This window comes from Parabacteroides sp. AF39-10AC, from assembly GCF_003635405.1.
GTDB classification, from domain to species: Bacteria; Bacteroidota; Bacteroidia; order Bacteroidales; family Tannerellaceae; genus Parabacteroides; species Parabacteroides distasonis.
In genome coordinates this window covers 153,283-170,164 of sequence record NZ_QTLP01000007.1, presented here as the reverse complement: position 1 = coordinate 170,164, position 16,882 = coordinate 153,283, and the positions used below count along the sequence as shown (strand labels likewise).

The 16,882-nt window shown below is 46.3% G+C and carries 17 protein-coding genes; 4 read left to right on the top strand and 13 right to left on the bottom strand.

The features are described 5' to 3' along the window. Positions 1-18: 18 nt before the first annotated feature. From DW033_RS08800 to DW033_RS24645, 4 genes are all read left to right on the top strand, one after another. Entirely contained in the window at positions 19-1,710 is a 1,692-nt protein-coding gene (locus tag DW033_RS08800; RefSeq protein ID WP_122246691.1) for a DEAD/DEAH box helicase, read from the top strand. 2 nt (positions 1,711-1,712) lie between these two features. Next, complete coding sequence (locus tag DW033_RS08795) at positions 1,713-1,937, top strand: hypothetical protein (protein WP_122379123.1); 225 nt, start codon at positions 1,713-1,715, stop codon at positions 1,935-1,937. Continuing rightward, complete coding sequence (locus DW033_RS08790; protein WP_008780386.1) at positions 1,930-2,205, top strand: hypothetical protein; 276 nt, start codon at positions 1,930-1,932, stop codon at positions 2,203-2,205. Before DW033_RS08795 ends, DW033_RS08790 begins: the two co-directional genes overlap by 8 nt. Before the next feature lie 115 nt (positions 2,206-2,320). Further along, entirely contained in the window at positions 2,321-2,884 is a 564-nt protein-coding gene (locus tag DW033_RS24645; RefSeq protein WP_199712369.1) for a hypothetical protein, read from the top strand. Positions 2,885-3,020: 136 nt separating this feature from the next. On the opposite strand, the gene DW033_RS08780 is transcribed toward DW033_RS24645, so the two are convergent. The 13 genes from DW033_RS08780 to DW033_RS08725 all read right to left on the bottom strand — a co-directional run bounded on the left by DW033_RS08780 (position 3,021) and on the right by DW033_RS08725 (position 16,875). Continuing rightward, positions 3,021-4,403 carry a P-loop NTPase fold protein gene (locus DW033_RS08780; RefSeq protein WP_122382670.1) on the bottom strand — a complete coding sequence of 461 codons (1,383 nt, stop codon included), beginning with the start codon at positions 4,401-4,403 and terminating at the stop codon, positions 3,021-3,023. Between the two features lie 310 nt (positions 4,404-4,713). Further along, positions 4,714-5,361, bottom strand: a complete 648-nt coding sequence (locus DW033_RS08775) for a hypothetical protein (protein WP_147423675.1) — start codon at positions 5,359-5,361, stop codon at positions 4,714-4,716. 24 nt (positions 5,362-5,385) lie between these two features. Beyond that, a complete protein-coding gene (locus DW033_RS08770; protein ID WP_122379129.1) occupies positions 5,386-5,571 on the bottom strand; it encodes a DUF2589 domain-containing protein in 186 nt (61 codons plus the stop codon). A gap of 111 nt (positions 5,572-5,682) precedes the next feature. Then, on the bottom strand, positions 5,683-6,786 hold the full coding sequence (locus tag DW033_RS08765; protein ID WP_122382668.1) for a T9SS type A sorting domain-containing protein: 1,104 nt from the start codon (positions 6,784-6,786) through the stop codon (positions 5,683-5,685). A gap of 8 nt (positions 6,787-6,794) precedes the next feature. Continuing rightward, complete coding sequence (locus DW033_RS24640) at positions 6,795-7,388, bottom strand: hypothetical protein (RefSeq protein ID WP_199712368.1); 594 nt, start codon at positions 7,386-7,388, stop codon at positions 6,795-6,797. 370 nt (positions 7,389-7,758) lie between these two features. Continuing rightward, on the bottom strand, positions 7,759-8,223 hold the full coding sequence (locus tag DW033_RS08755; RefSeq protein ID WP_122382667.1) for a DUF6808 domain-containing protein: 465 nt from the start codon (positions 8,221-8,223) through the stop codon (positions 7,759-7,761). Next, positions 8,220-8,627: a structural protein P5 gene (locus DW033_RS08750; protein WP_122382666.1), complete on the bottom strand. Its 408-nt coding sequence runs from the start codon at positions 8,625-8,627 to the stop codon at positions 8,220-8,222. The genes DW033_RS08755 and DW033_RS08750 overlap by 4 nt, the downstream gene beginning before the upstream one ends. Before the next feature lie 16 nt (positions 8,628-8,643). Beyond that, positions 8,644-8,991, bottom strand: coding sequence for a hypothetical protein (locus tag DW033_RS08745; protein WP_122369125.1), 348 nt, complete (start codon positions 8,989-8,991; stop codon positions 8,644-8,646). 68 nt (positions 8,992-9,059) lie between these two features. Continuing rightward, the gene (locus DW033_RS08740; protein WP_122382665.1) at positions 9,060-12,914 is read right to left on the bottom strand and encodes a tail fiber domain-containing protein; all 3,855 of its coding nucleotides are present in this window, start codon (positions 12,912-12,914) and stop codon (positions 9,060-9,062) included. Between the two features lie 12 nt (positions 12,915-12,926). Further along, the gene (locus DW033_RS08735) at positions 12,927-13,340 is read right to left on the bottom strand and encodes a hypothetical protein (protein WP_122382664.1); all 414 of its coding nucleotides are present in this window, start codon (positions 13,338-13,340) and stop codon (positions 12,927-12,929) included. A gap of 57 nt (positions 13,341-13,397) precedes the next feature. Continuing rightward, complete coding sequence (locus DW033_RS08730) at positions 13,398-14,912, bottom strand: hypothetical protein (RefSeq protein ID WP_122382663.1); 1,515 nt, start codon at positions 14,910-14,912, stop codon at positions 13,398-13,400. Positions 14,913-14,978: 66 nt separating this feature from the next. Next, on the bottom strand, positions 14,979-15,215 hold the full coding sequence (locus DW033_RS24375; RefSeq protein ID WP_147423674.1) for a hypothetical protein: 237 nt from the start codon (positions 15,213-15,215) through the stop codon (positions 14,979-14,981). A 187-nt stretch (positions 15,216-15,402) separates the two neighbouring features. Then, positions 15,403-16,875, bottom strand: a complete 1,473-nt coding sequence (locus tag DW033_RS08725; protein ID WP_233554164.1) for a hypothetical protein — start codon at positions 16,873-16,875, stop codon at positions 15,403-15,405. Between the last annotated feature and the right edge of the window lie 7 nt (positions 16,876-16,882).

Sequence of the window (16,882 nt, the reverse complement as noted above, 5' to 3'; positions counted from 1 at the left end):
ATAATAAAAACAACCGTTATGCAAATCACTTTACAAAACACGGAAAAGGGACAATGCTACGCGGTAAGGTTTGACAGGTACCGCCAGCAGGTCGTTGACAAGCTAAAGACAGCCGTCAGCGTCCGCTGGTGGGACAAGTCTACCGGAGCGTGGATGATCCCGGCCAACAATAAGTGCAAGGCGGAACTAGACCAGCTCACCTATTACGTGAGGCACTTCGAACCCGTCAACTGGGGAGGGAACGAGTCTAAGACCGACGAGGACATAGCCTATCAAATACCGGACATGCCCGAGTTGGACGAGGATCATGGCCTAAAGATACAACCTTACCCCTATCAACTGCAAGGGATCGCACGAGGCTTACAACTAAAACGGTTTATCAATGGGGACGACATGGGCCTCGGCAAGACATTAGAGAGCATCGCTACCATCAACAAAGCTGATGCTTTCCCCTGTCTCGTAATCTGCCCCAATACGGTCAAGATCAACTGGCAACGTGAATGGCACAAGTTCACGGACAAGAAAGCCATGGTATTGACCGATTCGGTACGGACCTCATGGCCATTCTTCTGGCAAACGGGCATGAATCATGTGTTCATCGTGAACTACGAGAGCCTACGGAAGTATTTCGTACGCCGAATCAACAAATCGGAGAAATGGACGCTGAAAGACGTAGAGTTCCATAATACGATCAAGTTGTTCAAGAGCGTGATCATTGACGAATCCCATAAGGTAAAATCAACGGCTACCCAACAAAGCAAGTTTTGCAAAGGTATCACCGCCGGGAAAGAGTGGATCATCCTGTTGACCGGTACCCCTGTCGTAAACAAGCCCAACGACCTTATATGCCAACTCGCTATCATGGACCGGATGAATGATCTCGGAGGCTGGAAATATTTCACGAGCCGCTATTGCTCTGGGCCGCACGGGGCCTCGAACTTGAAAGAGCTCAATTTCATGCTCTGGAAGCATTGTTTCTTCCGGAGGGAAAAATCCAAGGTACTGACTCAATTACCCGACAAGGTACGGCAGATTGTGACCTGCGAGATCACCAACCGCAAGGAATACCAAGACGCCGAGCGTGACTTGGTGGATTATCTGAGACGATATAAGGAGGCCGACGATGAGAAGGTACAAAAATCGCTGAAAGGCGAGGTCATGGTACGAATCGGCATATTGAAGGACATAACGGCCCGGGGTAAGTTGAGAGAGGTGATCGATTTCGTGAAGGATTTTCGGGAGAACGGAAAGAAGATCATCCTCTTCTGCAACCTGCATGAGATCGTAGACCGGCTCCTACAGGCGTTTCCCTCGGCGGTGTGTGTCACCGGACGGCAAGATATGCAACAAAAGCAAGCGGCCATAGACGCTTTCCAACGGAATCCCAAAACGGACGTCATCATCTGCTCCATCAAGGCTGCTGCGGCGGGTATCACGTTGACAGCGTCAAGCAATGTCGCTTTTATCGAGCTACCGTGGACATACGCAGATTGCGACCAAGCCGAGAGCCGGGCGCATCGTATCGGCCAAAAGGACTCCGTGAATTGCTATTACCTGCTTGGCCGCAAGACCATCGACCAGAAACTCTACAGGATCATCGAGGAGAAAAAGCATATAAGCAACGCCGTGCTTGGAGCGGAGGACAATATACAAACAAACATCGTCGATATGATGGCCCGGATATTCGACGAGACCGAGGAGGAGGAATAATCATGGCAGAGGAATACATAGGGATCAACCGCTTGAAAGAACGGGAGGACGCTAATAAATATCCACGAAAGAAATGCGTAAGATGTATCCGTTATCCATGCTTCTCCGGACAAGGAATAGGTACGCACGCCATTAATCTCGCCGCTTATGGATGTAAGGATTATAAAAGTCAAACAAGATTAAAGAATATGTCGCACAATGTAAACAAAGGAGGTTCAGATGCTTAAAATATCATTGTTAATAATCGGAATGATCTCGCTAATATTCATTCTCACGTCTGGAATATCGATTCAGTTCAAGCCATTCCATATATCCCTAGCTTATCCATACTTTGGAACAGGAATGGTATTGATAGCCATTGGTTTCGCCTTGTGCTTCGGCTCTGCTTACTATCATGGAATATCAAATCATGAATATAAAGATGGTTACAGCAAAGGATTCAACGCAGGTATTGAATACATTATCGATTGGGCTAAGAATAAAAAAGAAGGCTAAAGATAACATTTTTATAGCGAGAGATAAAGACTAACAAAGAGAATAAATAAAAAGGCAGCGCCTCACAGCGCCACCCCATTACAGCATGCAACAAATATATCAAATAAAGACAACTATGGCAAGTGAGGCATTGAATAAATATATTAAGAAACGTTACGACAGGTGGCTGGATTACGCTAAGTATCACTGCTCACTTGCCGGAATGAGTAGTGAAGCTATTGACGTATTGAACGAGGTAATGTGTATGCTACTTCAAAAGCCTCTGGAACACCTCTCCCGGCTTATGGAAGCCAAGCAAGGTAAATATACCGAACTTGACTGGTATATCCTGCAAATGATAAAGCTGAACGTTACCTCGGATACGTCTCCCTACCGGCATAAATACAAGCCTATCCCGGTAGATGAGAATGTGGATTGGCGAAGACTGAACATTATTGATGAGCCCGATGATAGTATTGACCGTACCGAGTATATCCGGGAACGGATGCAGGATATCCGGGATATGGTCGACCTGTTAGGGTTGTCCGAAAAAGCCAAACGGATCTTCGCTTGGAAATTTTTTGCAGGAGAATCTTTTGCCGATTGGCCGGGGCAGGAAAGCCGGAAGGAGTTGTATGAGACCTATAAAAGTGTTTTCAATGCGGTGATGGATAAGAAGGAAGGGAGGTTGCTGTTTTAAATGCCGGGGATTGATAGCTAGGCCATATCAATCCCCGATATTTCATTTATACTCAGTTTAAGATTTCCTCCTCTACCTCTTTTGTAGCGAATAAGAGAATCATAGAATATTTCATAATAAAACAATTTCAATTACACTACAACACAAAATGTTTTTTATAATTTAGATATGCATCATATAACAAACCAAAACAATCTACTTTACAATCACTCAGTGTTCCGTAATCTATATTCGCTATTAAATTTTTCTTATACGCACCTATCATATAGCTTACACCCTTATAACTATTTTTCTGTTTATCATCTCTTAAAAGATTATTAGGTAGATCTGCCAATATTATAAATAGTTCTAGAATATCTACATGATTACAATTTACATAAATTTTATTAGAGGAAATACTTAATAGTGTAGATAGCAAATCTTCCGAAGAACCTAGAACTCGTTTTAGAAATTCAAATATAATCAATGCTGGTGAATTAACTACAGTCAAGACCATATCATTAAATCTTACGGTTTTATCCTCCATACTATAATCAAATATAAATCTTTCAAGAGTACGAACATTTACATATCCATATTTAATTAGATATTGCAATATAAACTCTAAACCTTTATATGTATACCTATCACTCTGAAAATCACTAGTTTTACTTTTTATCTTCAAAATTTGATCTGCGATACACTTTTGTATTTCGTCCTCATTATGAAAATGAAAAACTTCCTTACTATAAAACTTATCAATATATCCAGAAAAATCTACATCTGATCCATATTTAGCATGGAATATTCTCCTAATATTTTCAACATCGCATACAAGAATAGTCTTATCTATTTTAAATTTATGTTCCTTAGTGCAACAGAAATCATCATGTACAGAAAGAATATTAAGTATTCTAAAAATATGTTCTGGATCTATTCGATCTAAATCATCTATTACTAAAACGATCTCTTTCTTTTCCTCTTTTTTTGCATTAGTAATTAAAGATTGAATTATTTGCGTAACAATATTTCTCTCATAGATAGAACCTTGTCGTTGTATTATATCTTGTATAAAAGACTCCACATCTTTATCTTCTTGTGTAGATTCTTTCTTTTGAAATTCTTGAATACTCTTTTTCAATTTTATAAGCTGTGGAATAATATCAGTTTTAAAACATACTTTTTCTATTGAGGATAATATATTTCCTATAAGTGTATTTAAATTATTTTTTATATAATAATAAGCTGCAACGGAGTTAGATATCTGAACATTTTTTAAGTCACAAGAAACTTTATCCAATAGTTGAAATAAAACATCTATCTTTATATATTCAAATATATCTTCATTACTTGCAACTGAGTAATTCACAGGTGTAAGAAATAAGGTTATATATTTATCTGTATGCTTTTTATTAAAAAATTCATTAATAAAGAAAGATTTTCCAATACCATATATTCCTGAAAAAATAATATTGTCATTATTTTCTTCTTGCAAGAATCTAAAAAATCTTTTAGATTCATTATCTATACTGATTTCCATATTTTGTTGAGTTTGAATTTTGTACTCTCAAAAGTATGCAAAAAATATTTAGTATCAAATAAAACATAGACAATTACCTAAAAACGTCCATCGAGTATATCCTCTAAAAGATGATGGACGTTTTAACCTTAAACTATATAGCACTCGACCGACGAGTTTCAGTGAGAATTAACGCATGACACAGTTTATTTTACAGCCCCCGATATCGCAGGGTTGCTATGGCCTTTTCCTGTTGGGAGGATGGAAGCTTGTGTGATTGAGAGTGATTTTTGAAGAAAAGAATGTTCAAGCCTTCAATCGTTATTTTTCATTAATGCCCTGCTTCATAGCCAGCTAAGCCACCATAACGAATAAATATTTCCGGATCTTGCCTAAGCTTTTGGTAATAATCATTTGCATTTGATTCACCAGGGAAAGCTGTAATTATGTATCCATTTGACGCTACAACAATATTTAGCATAAAATTTCCCTTACCAAGACTCATAAAATACTTAGCAACTACCCCTCCTTTATTACCAGGCTCTGTTGAATCAGGAGATTTAGACAAAGTCGCTTCAAGTAAATCGGCAAAATTAGATTCTACAATTCCATAATCTTGAAAATCATGTAAGTGTTTCTTTAAATGTTCATAGCCTGATTTTGTGTTCCCCTTTTCTAAAAATACTACACCTGCTTCTGTTGTTATTCCTGCGGGAGCTGAAATGGTGAACTCTAGATATTCTTCAGTAAACATAATTGACTTCTCCTTTAATTTAGCGACTAGCTCTGGGTCAATCACTAATTGTATTGTTTTAAAACATTGTACGATATTTTTGTCATTAATATCAGAAGAAACGTCATTGATCAATTTTCGTTGAGTAATTTCTGCTGGTCTATTATCAACAATATGCCCACCGCCTCCTTTCGACGGTTGCAATACCCGTGAAGCACACTCTTTGTGTTGTCTCTCCGCTTTCATGATCATTTGATTTAAGGATTCAAACTATTCTTTCTCTTTCGCATCTTTATCCAGATCAAGCCCAGCCTCTTTCATGAACTCAGTAGCGGCTTTCGCTTGTTCCTCTTGGGTCTCTGCACAGGCTCTCAATGGGCCTCCGATAATAGAACCGAAAGGAATTCCCTGCAACACATTGGTCGCAACCTGTGAGGGTGTAGGATCTTTTGCCATAGTGATTACTTTTAAGGATTTCCCAAATGTAGGGAATTATTTTGGAAGAGAGAAAAGGATGTCTATAAAAGAATTCATAAACATCCTTATCATTTATTCTAAAACCACATTCTATTTAATTGTAATTTTCTTTGAAACAAATCCTTTACTCGTATATACTTGAACAATATAAACCCCACTAGTTAGTATCGAAACATTCATTTCGCACATTGAATTACTACTACAAGGACTATTTTGTAACATTCTGCCAGACATATCATACACTGATACATTCAAAATATCATTATCGAATTTACTATTTACTATTACATTTTTTGTTGCATCAGAATAGGTAATTTCCACTAAATCAGCATCAATACCAATAAAATTAGCATCTGCATAATTTGTCGAACCCCTCAATCCTTTAGCTGTACAATCACAATCTTTTACAGTCGGATAAGGTAATGCTTTCGCATGAAATATTGCCCCATTTTTTATATGTATACCAGGACTTAATGTAATAGTCTTATAAGCCTCTACTGCGTTTTTATCTCCTGGTTCAAATACTATTGAGGATAAAGTTATGTTGCCTGCTCCACGACTATTCCAGCGATTTTCTTCAAATGCCAAATAATAATTATCTTTATTTGTTATATTCAAATCATTATCGCATTCTACAACCTTAAGCTCTAAATGACCACTTTCTTCATAATTCACACTAGAACCAACTCCCACTAATTTAGATTGATTATTAACTGGATATCTAGGTTCAAACACTCCTCCTTTAACCCTATAAAACACATAAGTTTTTCCTGAAGTGTTCAATAAGAAGGAATATTCAGTTCCAGCTGAAGGATAAAAAGCTCCGGATACAATATGATCATATAGTGATGTTGATTCATAGTATTCAGTAAATTTCGTGGTATTCAACTGGATTTCTTCTTTTGATATACCATCATATTTTGGCAAATATCTACCAAGAGAAGATACATATATATTATGACAGTTATCTTTAGTTTCACTTGGAGTCATATTAACATACGCCAAAGCCTGTATGCAGACACGTGTCCCGAGAGGAAAAATAGTTTGTCCACATTTTGTTTTTAACTGAATACTTATACAATCATCATATCCGTCATCTGCACTAAAATCCAAATCCTTTTGAGAAAATGCAAAAAAAATATTACCTTCAATTAACAAAAGTATAAGTATCCTATATATAATGTAATGTTTCATTGCTTGTCCTATTTATTTTTTAAACAATCAATCTCTTTACTCAACCTGTTAATTTCTTTACTTTGTTGAATCATGTAAAGAGTTAATTCTTCAATCTTTTGTAGAAGTTTCACATTCATCTCCCCTAGATTTGTCCCATTTTTCTTTACCTCAGCCTCAGTTGGGATACCAGGTAAATGTCCCTGTGTTTTAATACAGGTCTCAACATCCCCTAGTGAAGGGAGTTGATAATCATCAGCGAATACAAAATCTGCCCAACCCGTCTCCACCTTGATTTCTTTAGCTCGGATCGTACCATTTACATCCAATTTATACTGTGGATTATTAGTACCTATACCAATCCCTGTATTCCATTTAAAAGTCATCTGTTGTGTTACGCCATAAAAGATATCTAGAAAGGCATCAGAAGCTGTATCACGAACCCTCATCTCCCAATTATTGGTGTGTTTATAAGGAACTATCGTTAGACGTGTGGCCGACCCTGGTCCGGATGAAAGGCTACCGATCTTTACAGAACTAAAATTTCCTGCTTGACCAAAAACTGAATCACAGAAACATAACGCAAAAAGAACAATTGAAATTACACCTAAATACTTTTTCATACCATCAAATTAAATGTTAATAATATTTTTTAAGCCCTCTAATAAACAAAATATCATTCAATATGAATTATTTTTTAAAAATAAACATTCTTGAGATAACAGAAGATTTCCTCTTGTGCACAAAAACTTCACATTTTATAATATCTTATCCACATATTATAAAACTATTTTTCAATTGCGAAATAAAAAACATAATATACTAAAAACACAAGACTCTAAAAAATGGAGACTTTGAAATTTCGTACAAACAAAATTTAAACGCCACAAAATATTGTTAGAAATAAAACACCTCACCTTCACAGGCAAGGTGACTAAAAAAACTAAAACACTATTTCTCTAAATATGCAAGGTGTGGTTATGTATATACAAATCACCAGATCTTATAATATACCCCCACCCCGATATAAGGAGACAGGCCGGATCGCCCAATACCATATCCACCAATAACACCCAATCCCCACCTACGAACCGGGACCTTTTTCGTTATGTAAACAGTCTTAGGAAACACCTCTATGCTATCCAAGGCAGCGTTATACCCACTTATCCAAGCATGATAGTTCTCCGTTAAGTATTCCTTCTGGCTGATTGGGATAGGAATATATGTGGTATCCCTTATCGTATCACCTTCCACCGTTACTAACACGGGACATGGAATCTCGATTTCCTCTATCTCAATTTCTTTCACCGGAACAGGAATTGAGTCCCTTACAGTATCTACGACAATCACCGTGTCGGTTCGTACTTTTGTCCCTTCATCATTTCCACGGATATGGTAGCCAGCGGTGAAACTGGCTACCAAGCACACTAATATTAATATAATCTGCCATGCTCTCATAACAGATTCCACCCCGCAATAACATCCGACATATCAGCCTCTCTCCCATTCTCCACCTTGCTCATCCCGGCCACAATCCGGATCATTTGCTCACGATCGTTGATGTTGATCGGATCATCGGCAGGGATACCGGCATAATCAGATACGGCCTTAATGTAAGCGTTCGTATTATTCTCGTTTTCCGGCGCCCATCTTCCTATTATCTTGCGGATCGTATCCAGCTTATAGTTCCGGTAATAGTTAGACAGGATCTTGAAGATCGCCCTATACCCGTATGCCATCGATTTAAATTGCTTGAACTCTTTGTCTGAGCTTGTCTTCTCGCCTTGGAAGACATCGCTATTCCTTCTGATGTTCCCGGGGTTGTTGTTACGTAATCCCCGAGGTAAATTGTTATTTCTCATTCCTTATCCTCCCTCATTAATAACCGTTCTGCGGCTCACGATCGCCGCATTTCTTTTTCTCGCACCTCTTTAAAGCCAGTTCTAGCTTCACGTCCGAATAACTCTCCTTCAAGGTGAAAAGCTCGTCCTGCACCTGCCGGAGCCGTCCGGTCTGCTCAACGAACCGTTCCTCCTTCTCAGACAACTGCTTTTGCAAGAACTCGTTATACTCACGCAGGGCCTTGAACTCCTCCACGTCAGCTTGAGCATCCGCTATACGTGCGTTCGTCTTACGGTTCGCCCACGCACGGATGCCCCATTTTATCCCCTCAACCCCGCCCATCGCGCCGATTATCGCCAATATCGTATTCAAATCAACTCCCATAACTCGTTTTCTTTTAATATATACGGGGGCTTTTATTTGCCCGCCCCCGATAAGGCCTATAATATTTTCTATCTATTCTCCAACTCTTCCACCCTCTTCTCAAGTGCCTTGACCTTGGCGTAAAGCTCCTTGATCCCGTTGATCCCGAAGGCGGTCAGCATCTGGATATAATCGACTCCGTAATAGGAATCCCCGTTATCCGGTGTTATGAGTTGTACCGCCTCCGGAAGAACCTCTCGGACGGCTTGCGCCGACACGCCGATGCGAAGGAGCTTGTCCTCGTCCTCCTTCATCGTGTAGTAGAACGCGGAGATACCCTCCAGCTTATCCAGCACGTCCGGGATATCGAAGAAGACGCTCTTCAGGCGGATATCGGACGAGGTCAAGCCTTGGTAATTGGTGATATACACATGGGCCGTGCTCGCGGCGTCCTTGTTGATATACAGGTTGGCTATATTCCCGGGACTGTTCCAGCCATAGATACCGTTGCCGTTATCGATCCGTACCCCCAAGAACGGGTATCTCCCGCCCGGGGCGTTAAACACGACCCCCGTGCCCTCCCTGTACAACACTTTCTCTACCCCCATGTCGTAAAAATAGGGACCGAATCCCTCGAAGAACACACCGCCCCACGAGCTACGGTTTCCGAACTTCCCGGCGAACTGCGTGGTCTTCCCGATAGTCAACATTTGCGGAAAGGTGATTTGTGTACGATCCGAGACGGACGTATCCACGGCCAGTGACCCGTTCGTGATGGTGAAGTTTCCGATCCTTGCCAAGTTCGCGAAGATCTCCTCCACGTCAATCTCCGAGGCAGCTATCTTCCGTGCCATCAGCAAATCGGTCGCCACGCTGGAGAAGTTCGCCCCGAAGGTGTCCCAATAGGCGGTATTGGTCGGATGTTTCCCCTTGAAGGTAGGCTCGTTATCATCCACCTTCGCCACATAATACGTGCGGGTGCCATCGCTATTCTTGATCGATACGATATCGGTAATCTTGGAGCTGGCGTTATAGGTAGCGCTTGAGTCGTAATCGCCACGGTAGGTGCAGCGGGGGCCACGATCGCCACGGGGACCGGGATCGCCGTCTTTCCCGTCCTCGCCATCCGTGCCGTCTATCCCGTCCTTTCCCGGTTTGCCTTCCTCTCCCTTGATCTTGGATACGCTCCACGCGCTCCATACTCCGTTTCTCTTGGTGCTGGTGGCCATCCAGACCGTGTCCGTGGACTGGGTGTCGCTCCATTGCTTGTTCGTATTAGGATGACCGTTCGGGGCTGACGGGCTCGCTACGGATGAGAACTCCACGTCGAAATCGGCCGTATCCGTCATCTGCCTCGGGGACATCCATGCCGTTTGCTGGGGTTCCTTCCCGTCCGACGAGAAGATCCGGGTGGAGGCCCACAGTATCGCCTCGCCGGACGGTATCCCGTCGCTCCATCCCTCCGTGGTCGGCAACGGGGAGGCGTACGAGCCGCCAACAGGGGTATCGGGCGTCGCGTTCGTGCGGATGAACACCGTGCTCTTGAAGCTGTTCGAGCCTTTCGATACCAATGGCTTCCAGAACCTCGTGTTCGTGGGATCGGTACCGGGCGTGGTCTGGGATATACACTTATACACGTTACCATCGTAAGATACCTTGTCGCCGGGGTAATAGACGGACTTATCGGAGTAAGCGCCCCGATCCACCTCCGGATAGTCGATCTCGCCGGAGGGCGATTGGTAGATACTGCCTTTCAACACGAGACCGTCTCGCTGGTCATATGAGAGGAAAGCGTTGTCATCGCCGATCCGGAACGCCTTGGAGAGCATGTCCCAGTATTGCGTGCCGTCCGTGTTGATGATCTTGTTCAGCCGCATCCAGCCCGGGCCGATCTCGCTGAAGCCGTAAAGCGTGGAGAAACTGCGCTGGCCGTCCACCTCTGTACTCAAGGCCCCGCAAAGGAGATTGTAATACGAGCCGTCATCCAAGTCCCTCGGCTCCTTGCTGAGAAGGAAAGAGCCGGACGATCCCGACTTGGCGCAGCGGGCGTACAGGTACATGGCCTCCGTGTCATCACCTAGATAGGGAGACGTATAAGCCGCCACGTTCCAATACCTGTACTCCGTCACCTTGTGGGAGGGGGCGAGCGAGTCTATCCCCAACGTCATGTGCTGCAAGATCCCGGAGGGGGTGGCAAGCGTACGTTTCCGCTGGTCATACGTGAAGGCGTGATCCACCTCGGTGACCGCCTGTCCGTCCTCCGTGGGAATACGGTTGACGAAACGGAACTGCAACGACTCATGTCCCACCAATACCGACATGGTGCGAAGCCACGACATCGCCTGCCCCTTGCCGTAATCCTTGAACGCTCTCTCCAGCATCCCCTGCATCTCCACCGCGTCACGCCAACGGCGAAGGGTGAACGATACGGCCTGCTTGTGCCGTGTCTCGTTCGTCACCTCCTCGCTCTCCAGCTTGCCCAGCTCATCGGACAGGAAACCGCCTACCGGCGTGTTGGATAGCTCAAGCTCCGGACTGTGGGGCCTATTAATGTGATCCCTCACCCCGGTGACCCGGATCAGGATACCGTCCGGCTGGAACTGGGGATCGCTGAAATCGACATAACCGCCGGGTGCCAGCTTGGCGCCGATCGCCAACCAATTCTTCTTGGCCCATATGCCGTCCAGCTCTCCGCTGAATGTGAATTGCCGCTCCTCACGCTCGTACAGGTAGCGTACCGCCTCCCGGAACATGTCCCAGCTCGCCCCGGTCTTGGCGGCGTTGTCGCATACGTAGGCTGTGGGAAGGGATATGTTAAAGACGGCGTACTTGTCTCCCACCTCCGGATACAGGGACGAGTTGGGAAGATCCATGCCGTCCTGCTCAGCCGGTACGATCTCGAACTTACGACCGTCATGTATGTACTTTACGTCGAACTCACGGCCCGCCAGACGGCCTGTCTGGAAAATAACCGTCATGGTCTGACCGGCGATTAGGCAATCCTCGAAATTGAGGTTGGCGGGAACCGATGAGTCATAGAAGTTGTAGAACGTGACATCGTTCCCGTCCGTGTCCTCGCCCGGCTCCGTGTCGGTCTCGCTCACCGTGCCAACCCTGGATGGATATATATCGCTGGCATCGTAGCTGTCCTCATTATAAGAGGAAAGGGGCCTGTCCGCACGAGTGACATACATCCCGTCCTTGTCGGTCTTGTAGCGTCTGCCTTGATAGGAAAGCTCCTGCGACTTGGGGAGCAGCAAGGTCTGGCTGCCATAGGCCGAGTAATCGATATTCCGCTCACCGCCTTGCACGTACAATATCTCCACGGGGAGGTTGTCGCCTTGGTTCGCACGACCTACACCCGGAAGGAAACCGTTTCCCTTGCCATAGCTGAGAGCGACCGGGGCATCCTTGAAGTACTCCACCTTGCGCAAGTGAACTGTCTTTCCGACGATCTCGAACTCCGTGTCGAACTCCTCGGCCAAACGCCCCAATACAGCCCAGCATTTCTCATGGTTGAACGACAACAGTTTCTCCGGGGCCTCGATCACCGTACCGACCGTCCAGCCGGAATCATAAAGATTCAAGTTGTCCACCAGCAGCTCCATGAACATCCCCGGCGTGGCCGTCATGACGAACTTGAGCTTGTACGGCTTGTCGGACAACAGCTTGTACTTATATTTTTTCAGGATCTCCTCGTTGCCGCCGAAGGTGACGGTATAGTCGAGGACCCTCGTGCCCTCCTTCTTGAAATCCGAAGGGTACCACAGCGTGTACCTTTCCCCCTGGTACTCGATATACGCCCCGGTGGGCAGCTCCACGTGATCCACTAGGGAGTAACGCAGCTCCACCTTCTTCGCTTGCGCTATCGCCCGGTAACGATAGCTGTCATCGTCCACCGGGATGTCAAGCAATACCTCGCCTGTCTTATCATAGATACGCATCTCGAACGGTATTTAAAGGGTGTTCGAGACGCTTTCGGGCATACCCAGCAAGGCACGTACCCTCGCCTTGCAGTCGTTACGGTAACGCTCCAGACAGGCGAACTCGGCCTCAAACTCGGCCTTTCTCTCATTATCCGAGCTCAATTTATTCAGCGTTATCGCCTCTACCCGATCGGCGGAATACTCTCTCCGGACCAATCCGGACACGAGACTGTCATAACTCGCGGAAGTCGCCTCGACCAGCGTGCCGCCATCCTCGCACGTGCCGGTATAGGCGTAAGCCGTGCAAGGCTCCGGTTCCGGTTCGCCCCCGTGGCCCTCCGGAACGTGGTTCTCCAAGACCTCCTCGTTCAGGTATAGCAGGTAATGGTTGTCATCGTATTTTACGAATGTCTTTCTCTCCGTGTAAATCGCTCTTGTCTCCATATATTTAAATGTTTTTTAGCCGACCCGGAAGGATCGGCCAAGAGCGATCCCCACGGGTCAAGTGAACCTGAAAAATTTCTTACCGAACTTGTTGGTGAGCACCTTTATCACGGTATCCACCGGCAAGTCCTCGTGAGAGAAGTCCGTGAGCGCCTGATCAATCAAGACGGCGGAACCGGTGAAAGCGTAACGCTCCTCGCCTTTCCATCGGAAACGTATGGCGAGGCACTTCTTTGGCGTGCCGTCCTCGTTTCTCTCGATCTTGCTATCCTCAATCTTATAATCGATCAACTCAATCAGCCTGTCCTCCTCGGGGCCTCTCCGGTCCTCCGGTATCCGGGTATCATAAAGTATATCCTCGAATCTCATTTTCCGGTCGGCCGGGAGATCCTCCCACGGACTTTTTTTATTCCTTATCACCTGTCCCAGTCTTTTCCTTGGTGTTTCCATTCCTAATTTATTTAATAGATTACTCGTATCAGCGTGTTGAATGAAGCCTATACGGGAAGAGGCCCTCCTCCTTATCTCCTCGTCCGGCAAACCCTTCTTTCTCAATCTCGCTATCTGGCGGCAGAGAGCCACCTTGTTACGTTTCCGGACACGGACGTGATCCGGGAAATGCACGTATCCCCCCGTATCGACACCGTCCGTCACGTGCCCGATCTTCCATCTCGGGTTAAGACCGATCCTAAGCTCGTTAGCGTAATAAAGACCGATCCACTCGATGACAAGGTGCAAGAATACGGTGTCCTCATGCAGTATCAGGACATCATCGGCGAGACGGTAGCAGAAATCCAGACGGTTCAGATATCCCTTGAACCTGTCCGAGAGATATTGGATCCCTTTGGATAACTCCTCATAATCATGTTCTGTTTTGGCCGTCGCGATACTTTCCTCGATATATCTTTTCGTGTAGTACTCAACCAAAGCCGGGCATTCCCCGACATGGAAGCACCGCTTCAAATCGTGATCGAAAAGATAAAGATAGACAAGCGAGAAGAACTGCGCCAGCTTCGTGCCGGGGAACATACCGGTATCCCCCTCGACGCTATCGATGATCTCATCAAGCCTTCGCAATAAATGATTATCCTTGATACGTGTCCTGAGCTGGCTTTTCAGTACCGGGTGATTGACGGTCGGATAGAAGTGGTGGATATCGCACAGGAGATAGTCGGTGGTACGTTCCGGATATTTTCTTAAGACCTTCCGGATCATCCTCATGTAGGCGTGGGGACCGCGTCCTCTCACCCCTCCGTAGGTATACGCGGAGAAGGATCTCGTAAAATAATCCTCCACCTCATTGAGCATCGCCCAGTGCTGGACATGATCCGGGAAAGGGAGCATCCCGATAAGACGTTTTTTCGGCTCATGGACGGTCATGAAACGATACGGGGAGGTTACGAACGTCCCGTTTTCAAAAGAGTATAGGAGATAGGAAAGGTTCTTTTCCAAGTCCGCCTCGAACTTTATTATGGCCTTTTTGCCATGCTTGTTCTTGCTGGCATGATCAAAAGCCTTGTAATAGTTTTCTTTCCGGGCTATATCCCCGGAAAAGTCACCTTTTCTCCTCATGGTGTCCCAAGTGTCTTTTAGTGTCCAGTGTCTGCAATCGCCATCAGGTCATGAGCCGTCGGTTTATCAACCTACCGGGACTATACCCTTAGCCTTGATTTTTTGTCCAGTGACAGGGTCTCTCCTCCACTTCTTCTTACTGAATAAATCAGCGGCGTATCCTAGGGGCGACGACCAGTTCACGTTAGCGTTCGAGACCGCATTGTTACCATTGAGGTACGCTAAGCCGGCATTAGCACCGTTGCTCGCAGGACCACGACGGAACGGACAGCGAAGGCCGGAACTGGACGTCAGAGAAGACAACCCGCCCAATCAATAGGCGGAACAAAGGTAATATTTAATTTTTCAAGTGCGACCGCCTTACGGCGGGAAAAATAAAACAGGAACGGAAACAACATGTCAAAGAACTAAGATGCGGCACTTACGTGCCTTGGGTGCTCGGGCGCTTCGCACCCTGATGGACACGATGGACACCCGAACACAATGAACGCTAGTACTGCACGGGCACGGGGCTTACGTCCTCTGCAAAATAGCAGAGGGGCGACGACCAGTCCACGTAAGCGTACGAGACCGCAATGCTACCATAGAGGTACGCTAAGCCGGCAATAGCACCGCCGCTCGCAGGACCACGACGGAACGGACAGCGAAGGCCGGAACTGGCGTTGTCGTTATACCAACCGTCGCAATAATAGGTGCTGGAGCTGCCGGAGGCGACAGTCGGGGCGGAGCATAGATTCTGCATACTGAGCTCAGTGATATATTTCCAGCCACTGGGATCGTTCTTAGGAACCTTCGCGGCCTTTATCAGACCCTCGATCGAGTTGATGTTGAAAGCCGAGTAAAGGGACGGGGCGACATAATAATCTCCGCTACTGTCGGACAGCTTGTTTATCAAAGCGCCACGCTCGATCAGACCGATATGCCCGTAGAAGTTCTTCAAGCCTAGGAAGCAAGGGACGTGCGCTTGGTGGACGGTACCACCGTCCGAGCCCTTCACGGCGTAGTCGCTCACGCCGACCGAGTCCCCCAACTCGATCCCTACGCTCGTCGGAATAATCGGATAACCACCGTTATGGCTCGACCAAGGATCCCAAGACCATTCCGTAACTCCCTTACCGGTACCGCCCTGATATAGGCCATTGGAGTCCTTTACCGGGTTCAACGCGGACTGGCAATCACGGGTACCCATGATAAGGCGGTAGAGATAACCGACGACGCTGTTCGCGACGAACCAGCCGGATTCCCAGCCCTCACCCTTCTTGCGGGCGGCCGTGCCGAAAGCCGCGGCGTTCATGTTCGTGGCAACCATGCCTAGCTGCGTGTTGTGCTTCCCGTCCCTCGTCGCGTCGTTGTTCCCGCCACGATAACGGGGATCGTCACTGACGACGGAGACCAACGTGCCGCTCGTACGGTCCATGACGCCGGCTCCCAAGGCCGACGTACCCCCGGCCGGGATGTAATAGTTCAAATGACCCTCGATCGGGGTCGGGCTGACAGCCTCGTAATAATAGGTGGAGTCAACCCACCAAGAGTAGTAGTGGGCGTTCCAGCACCACAGGTAATCGCCCATCGTGCCGTCCAAGGCGGCGGGACTGCCGTCGGCGAAACGACGGTGGTTCGTCGGGTCAAGCTTACGCCGGCTACGGTCAACGGACACGAGGTAGCAGCCCAGACCGATCACGGAGGGAAGATCCCGCAGGAAATCGATATTACCGTAAGCCTCGCCGACTGGCGTGCCCTGACCACGTTTCCAGCGACGGATAGCGACGTGCTTGTTCACGATCGATACCGCGTCGGCGAAAGGGATCTTAACCGACTCGCCCGTTTCCTTGGACACTCCCTCGATCAAATACTTGGAGGGCTGGCTCGTGTCGGCCAAGGGCAGCTGGTCGATCGTCTTGCCGTTATCGAAGGCCGTGATGATAGCGCGTACCTTCTCCTCCTCTGCTGTTGTTAATGACATGATTCTG

Bases quoted from the DNA above. Each gene is read 5' to 3' on its own strand.
- DW033_RS08800 (WP_122246691.1), top strand. From the start codon at position 19: ATGCAAATCACTTTACAAAACACGGAAAAGGGACAATGCTACGCGGTA.
- DW033_RS08795 (WP_122379123.1), top strand. From the start codon at position 1,713: ATGGCAGAGGAATACATAGGGATCAACCGCTTGAAAGAACGGGAGGAC.
- DW033_RS08790 (WP_008780386.1), top strand. From the start codon at position 1,930: ATGCTTAAAATATCATTGTTAATAATCGGAATGATCTCGCTAATATTC.
- DW033_RS24645 (WP_199712369.1), top strand. From the start codon at position 2,321: ATGGCAAGTGAGGCATTGAATAAATATATTAAGAAACGTTACGACAGG.
- DW033_RS08780 (WP_122382670.1), bottom strand. From the start codon at position 4,403: ATGGAAATCAGTATAGATAATGAATCTAAAAGATTTTTTAGATTCTTG.
- DW033_RS08775 (WP_147423675.1), bottom strand. From the start codon at position 5,361: ATGAAAGCGGAGAGACAACACAAAGAGTGTGCTTCACGGGTATTGCAA.
- DW033_RS08770 (WP_122379129.1), bottom strand. From the start codon at position 5,571: ATGGCAAAAGATCCTACACCCTCACAGGTTGCGACCAATGTGTTGCAG.
- DW033_RS08765 (WP_122382668.1), bottom strand. From the start codon at position 6,786: ATGAAACATTACATTATATATAGGATACTTATACTTTTGTTAATTGAA.
- DW033_RS24640 (WP_199712368.1), bottom strand. From the start codon at position 7,388: ATGAAAAAGTATTTAGGTGTAATTTCAATTGTTCTTTTTGCGTTATGT.
- DW033_RS08755 (WP_122382667.1), bottom strand. From the start codon at position 8,223: ATGAGAGCATGGCAGATTATATTAATATTAGTGTGCTTGGTAGCCAGT.
- DW033_RS08750 (WP_122382666.1), bottom strand. From the start codon at position 8,627: ATGAGAAATAACAATTTACCTCGGGGATTACGTAACAACAACCCCGGG.
- DW033_RS08745 (WP_122369125.1), bottom strand. From the start codon at position 8,991: ATGGGAGTTGATTTGAATACGATATTGGCGATAATCGGCGCGATGGGC.
- DW033_RS08740 (WP_122382665.1), bottom strand. From the start codon at position 12,914: ATGCGTATCTATGATAAGACAGGCGAGGTATTGCTTGACATCCCGGTG.
- DW033_RS08735 (WP_122382664.1), bottom strand. From the start codon at position 13,340: ATGGAGACAAGAGCGATTTACACGGAGAGAAAGACATTCGTAAAATAC.
- DW033_RS08730 (WP_122382663.1), bottom strand. From the start codon at position 14,912: ATGAGGAGAAAAGGTGACTTTTCCGGGGATATAGCCCGGAAAGAAAAC.
- DW033_RS08725 (WP_233554164.1), bottom strand. From the start codon at position 16,875: ATGTCATTAACAACAGCAGAGGAGGAGAAGGTACGCGCTATCATCACG.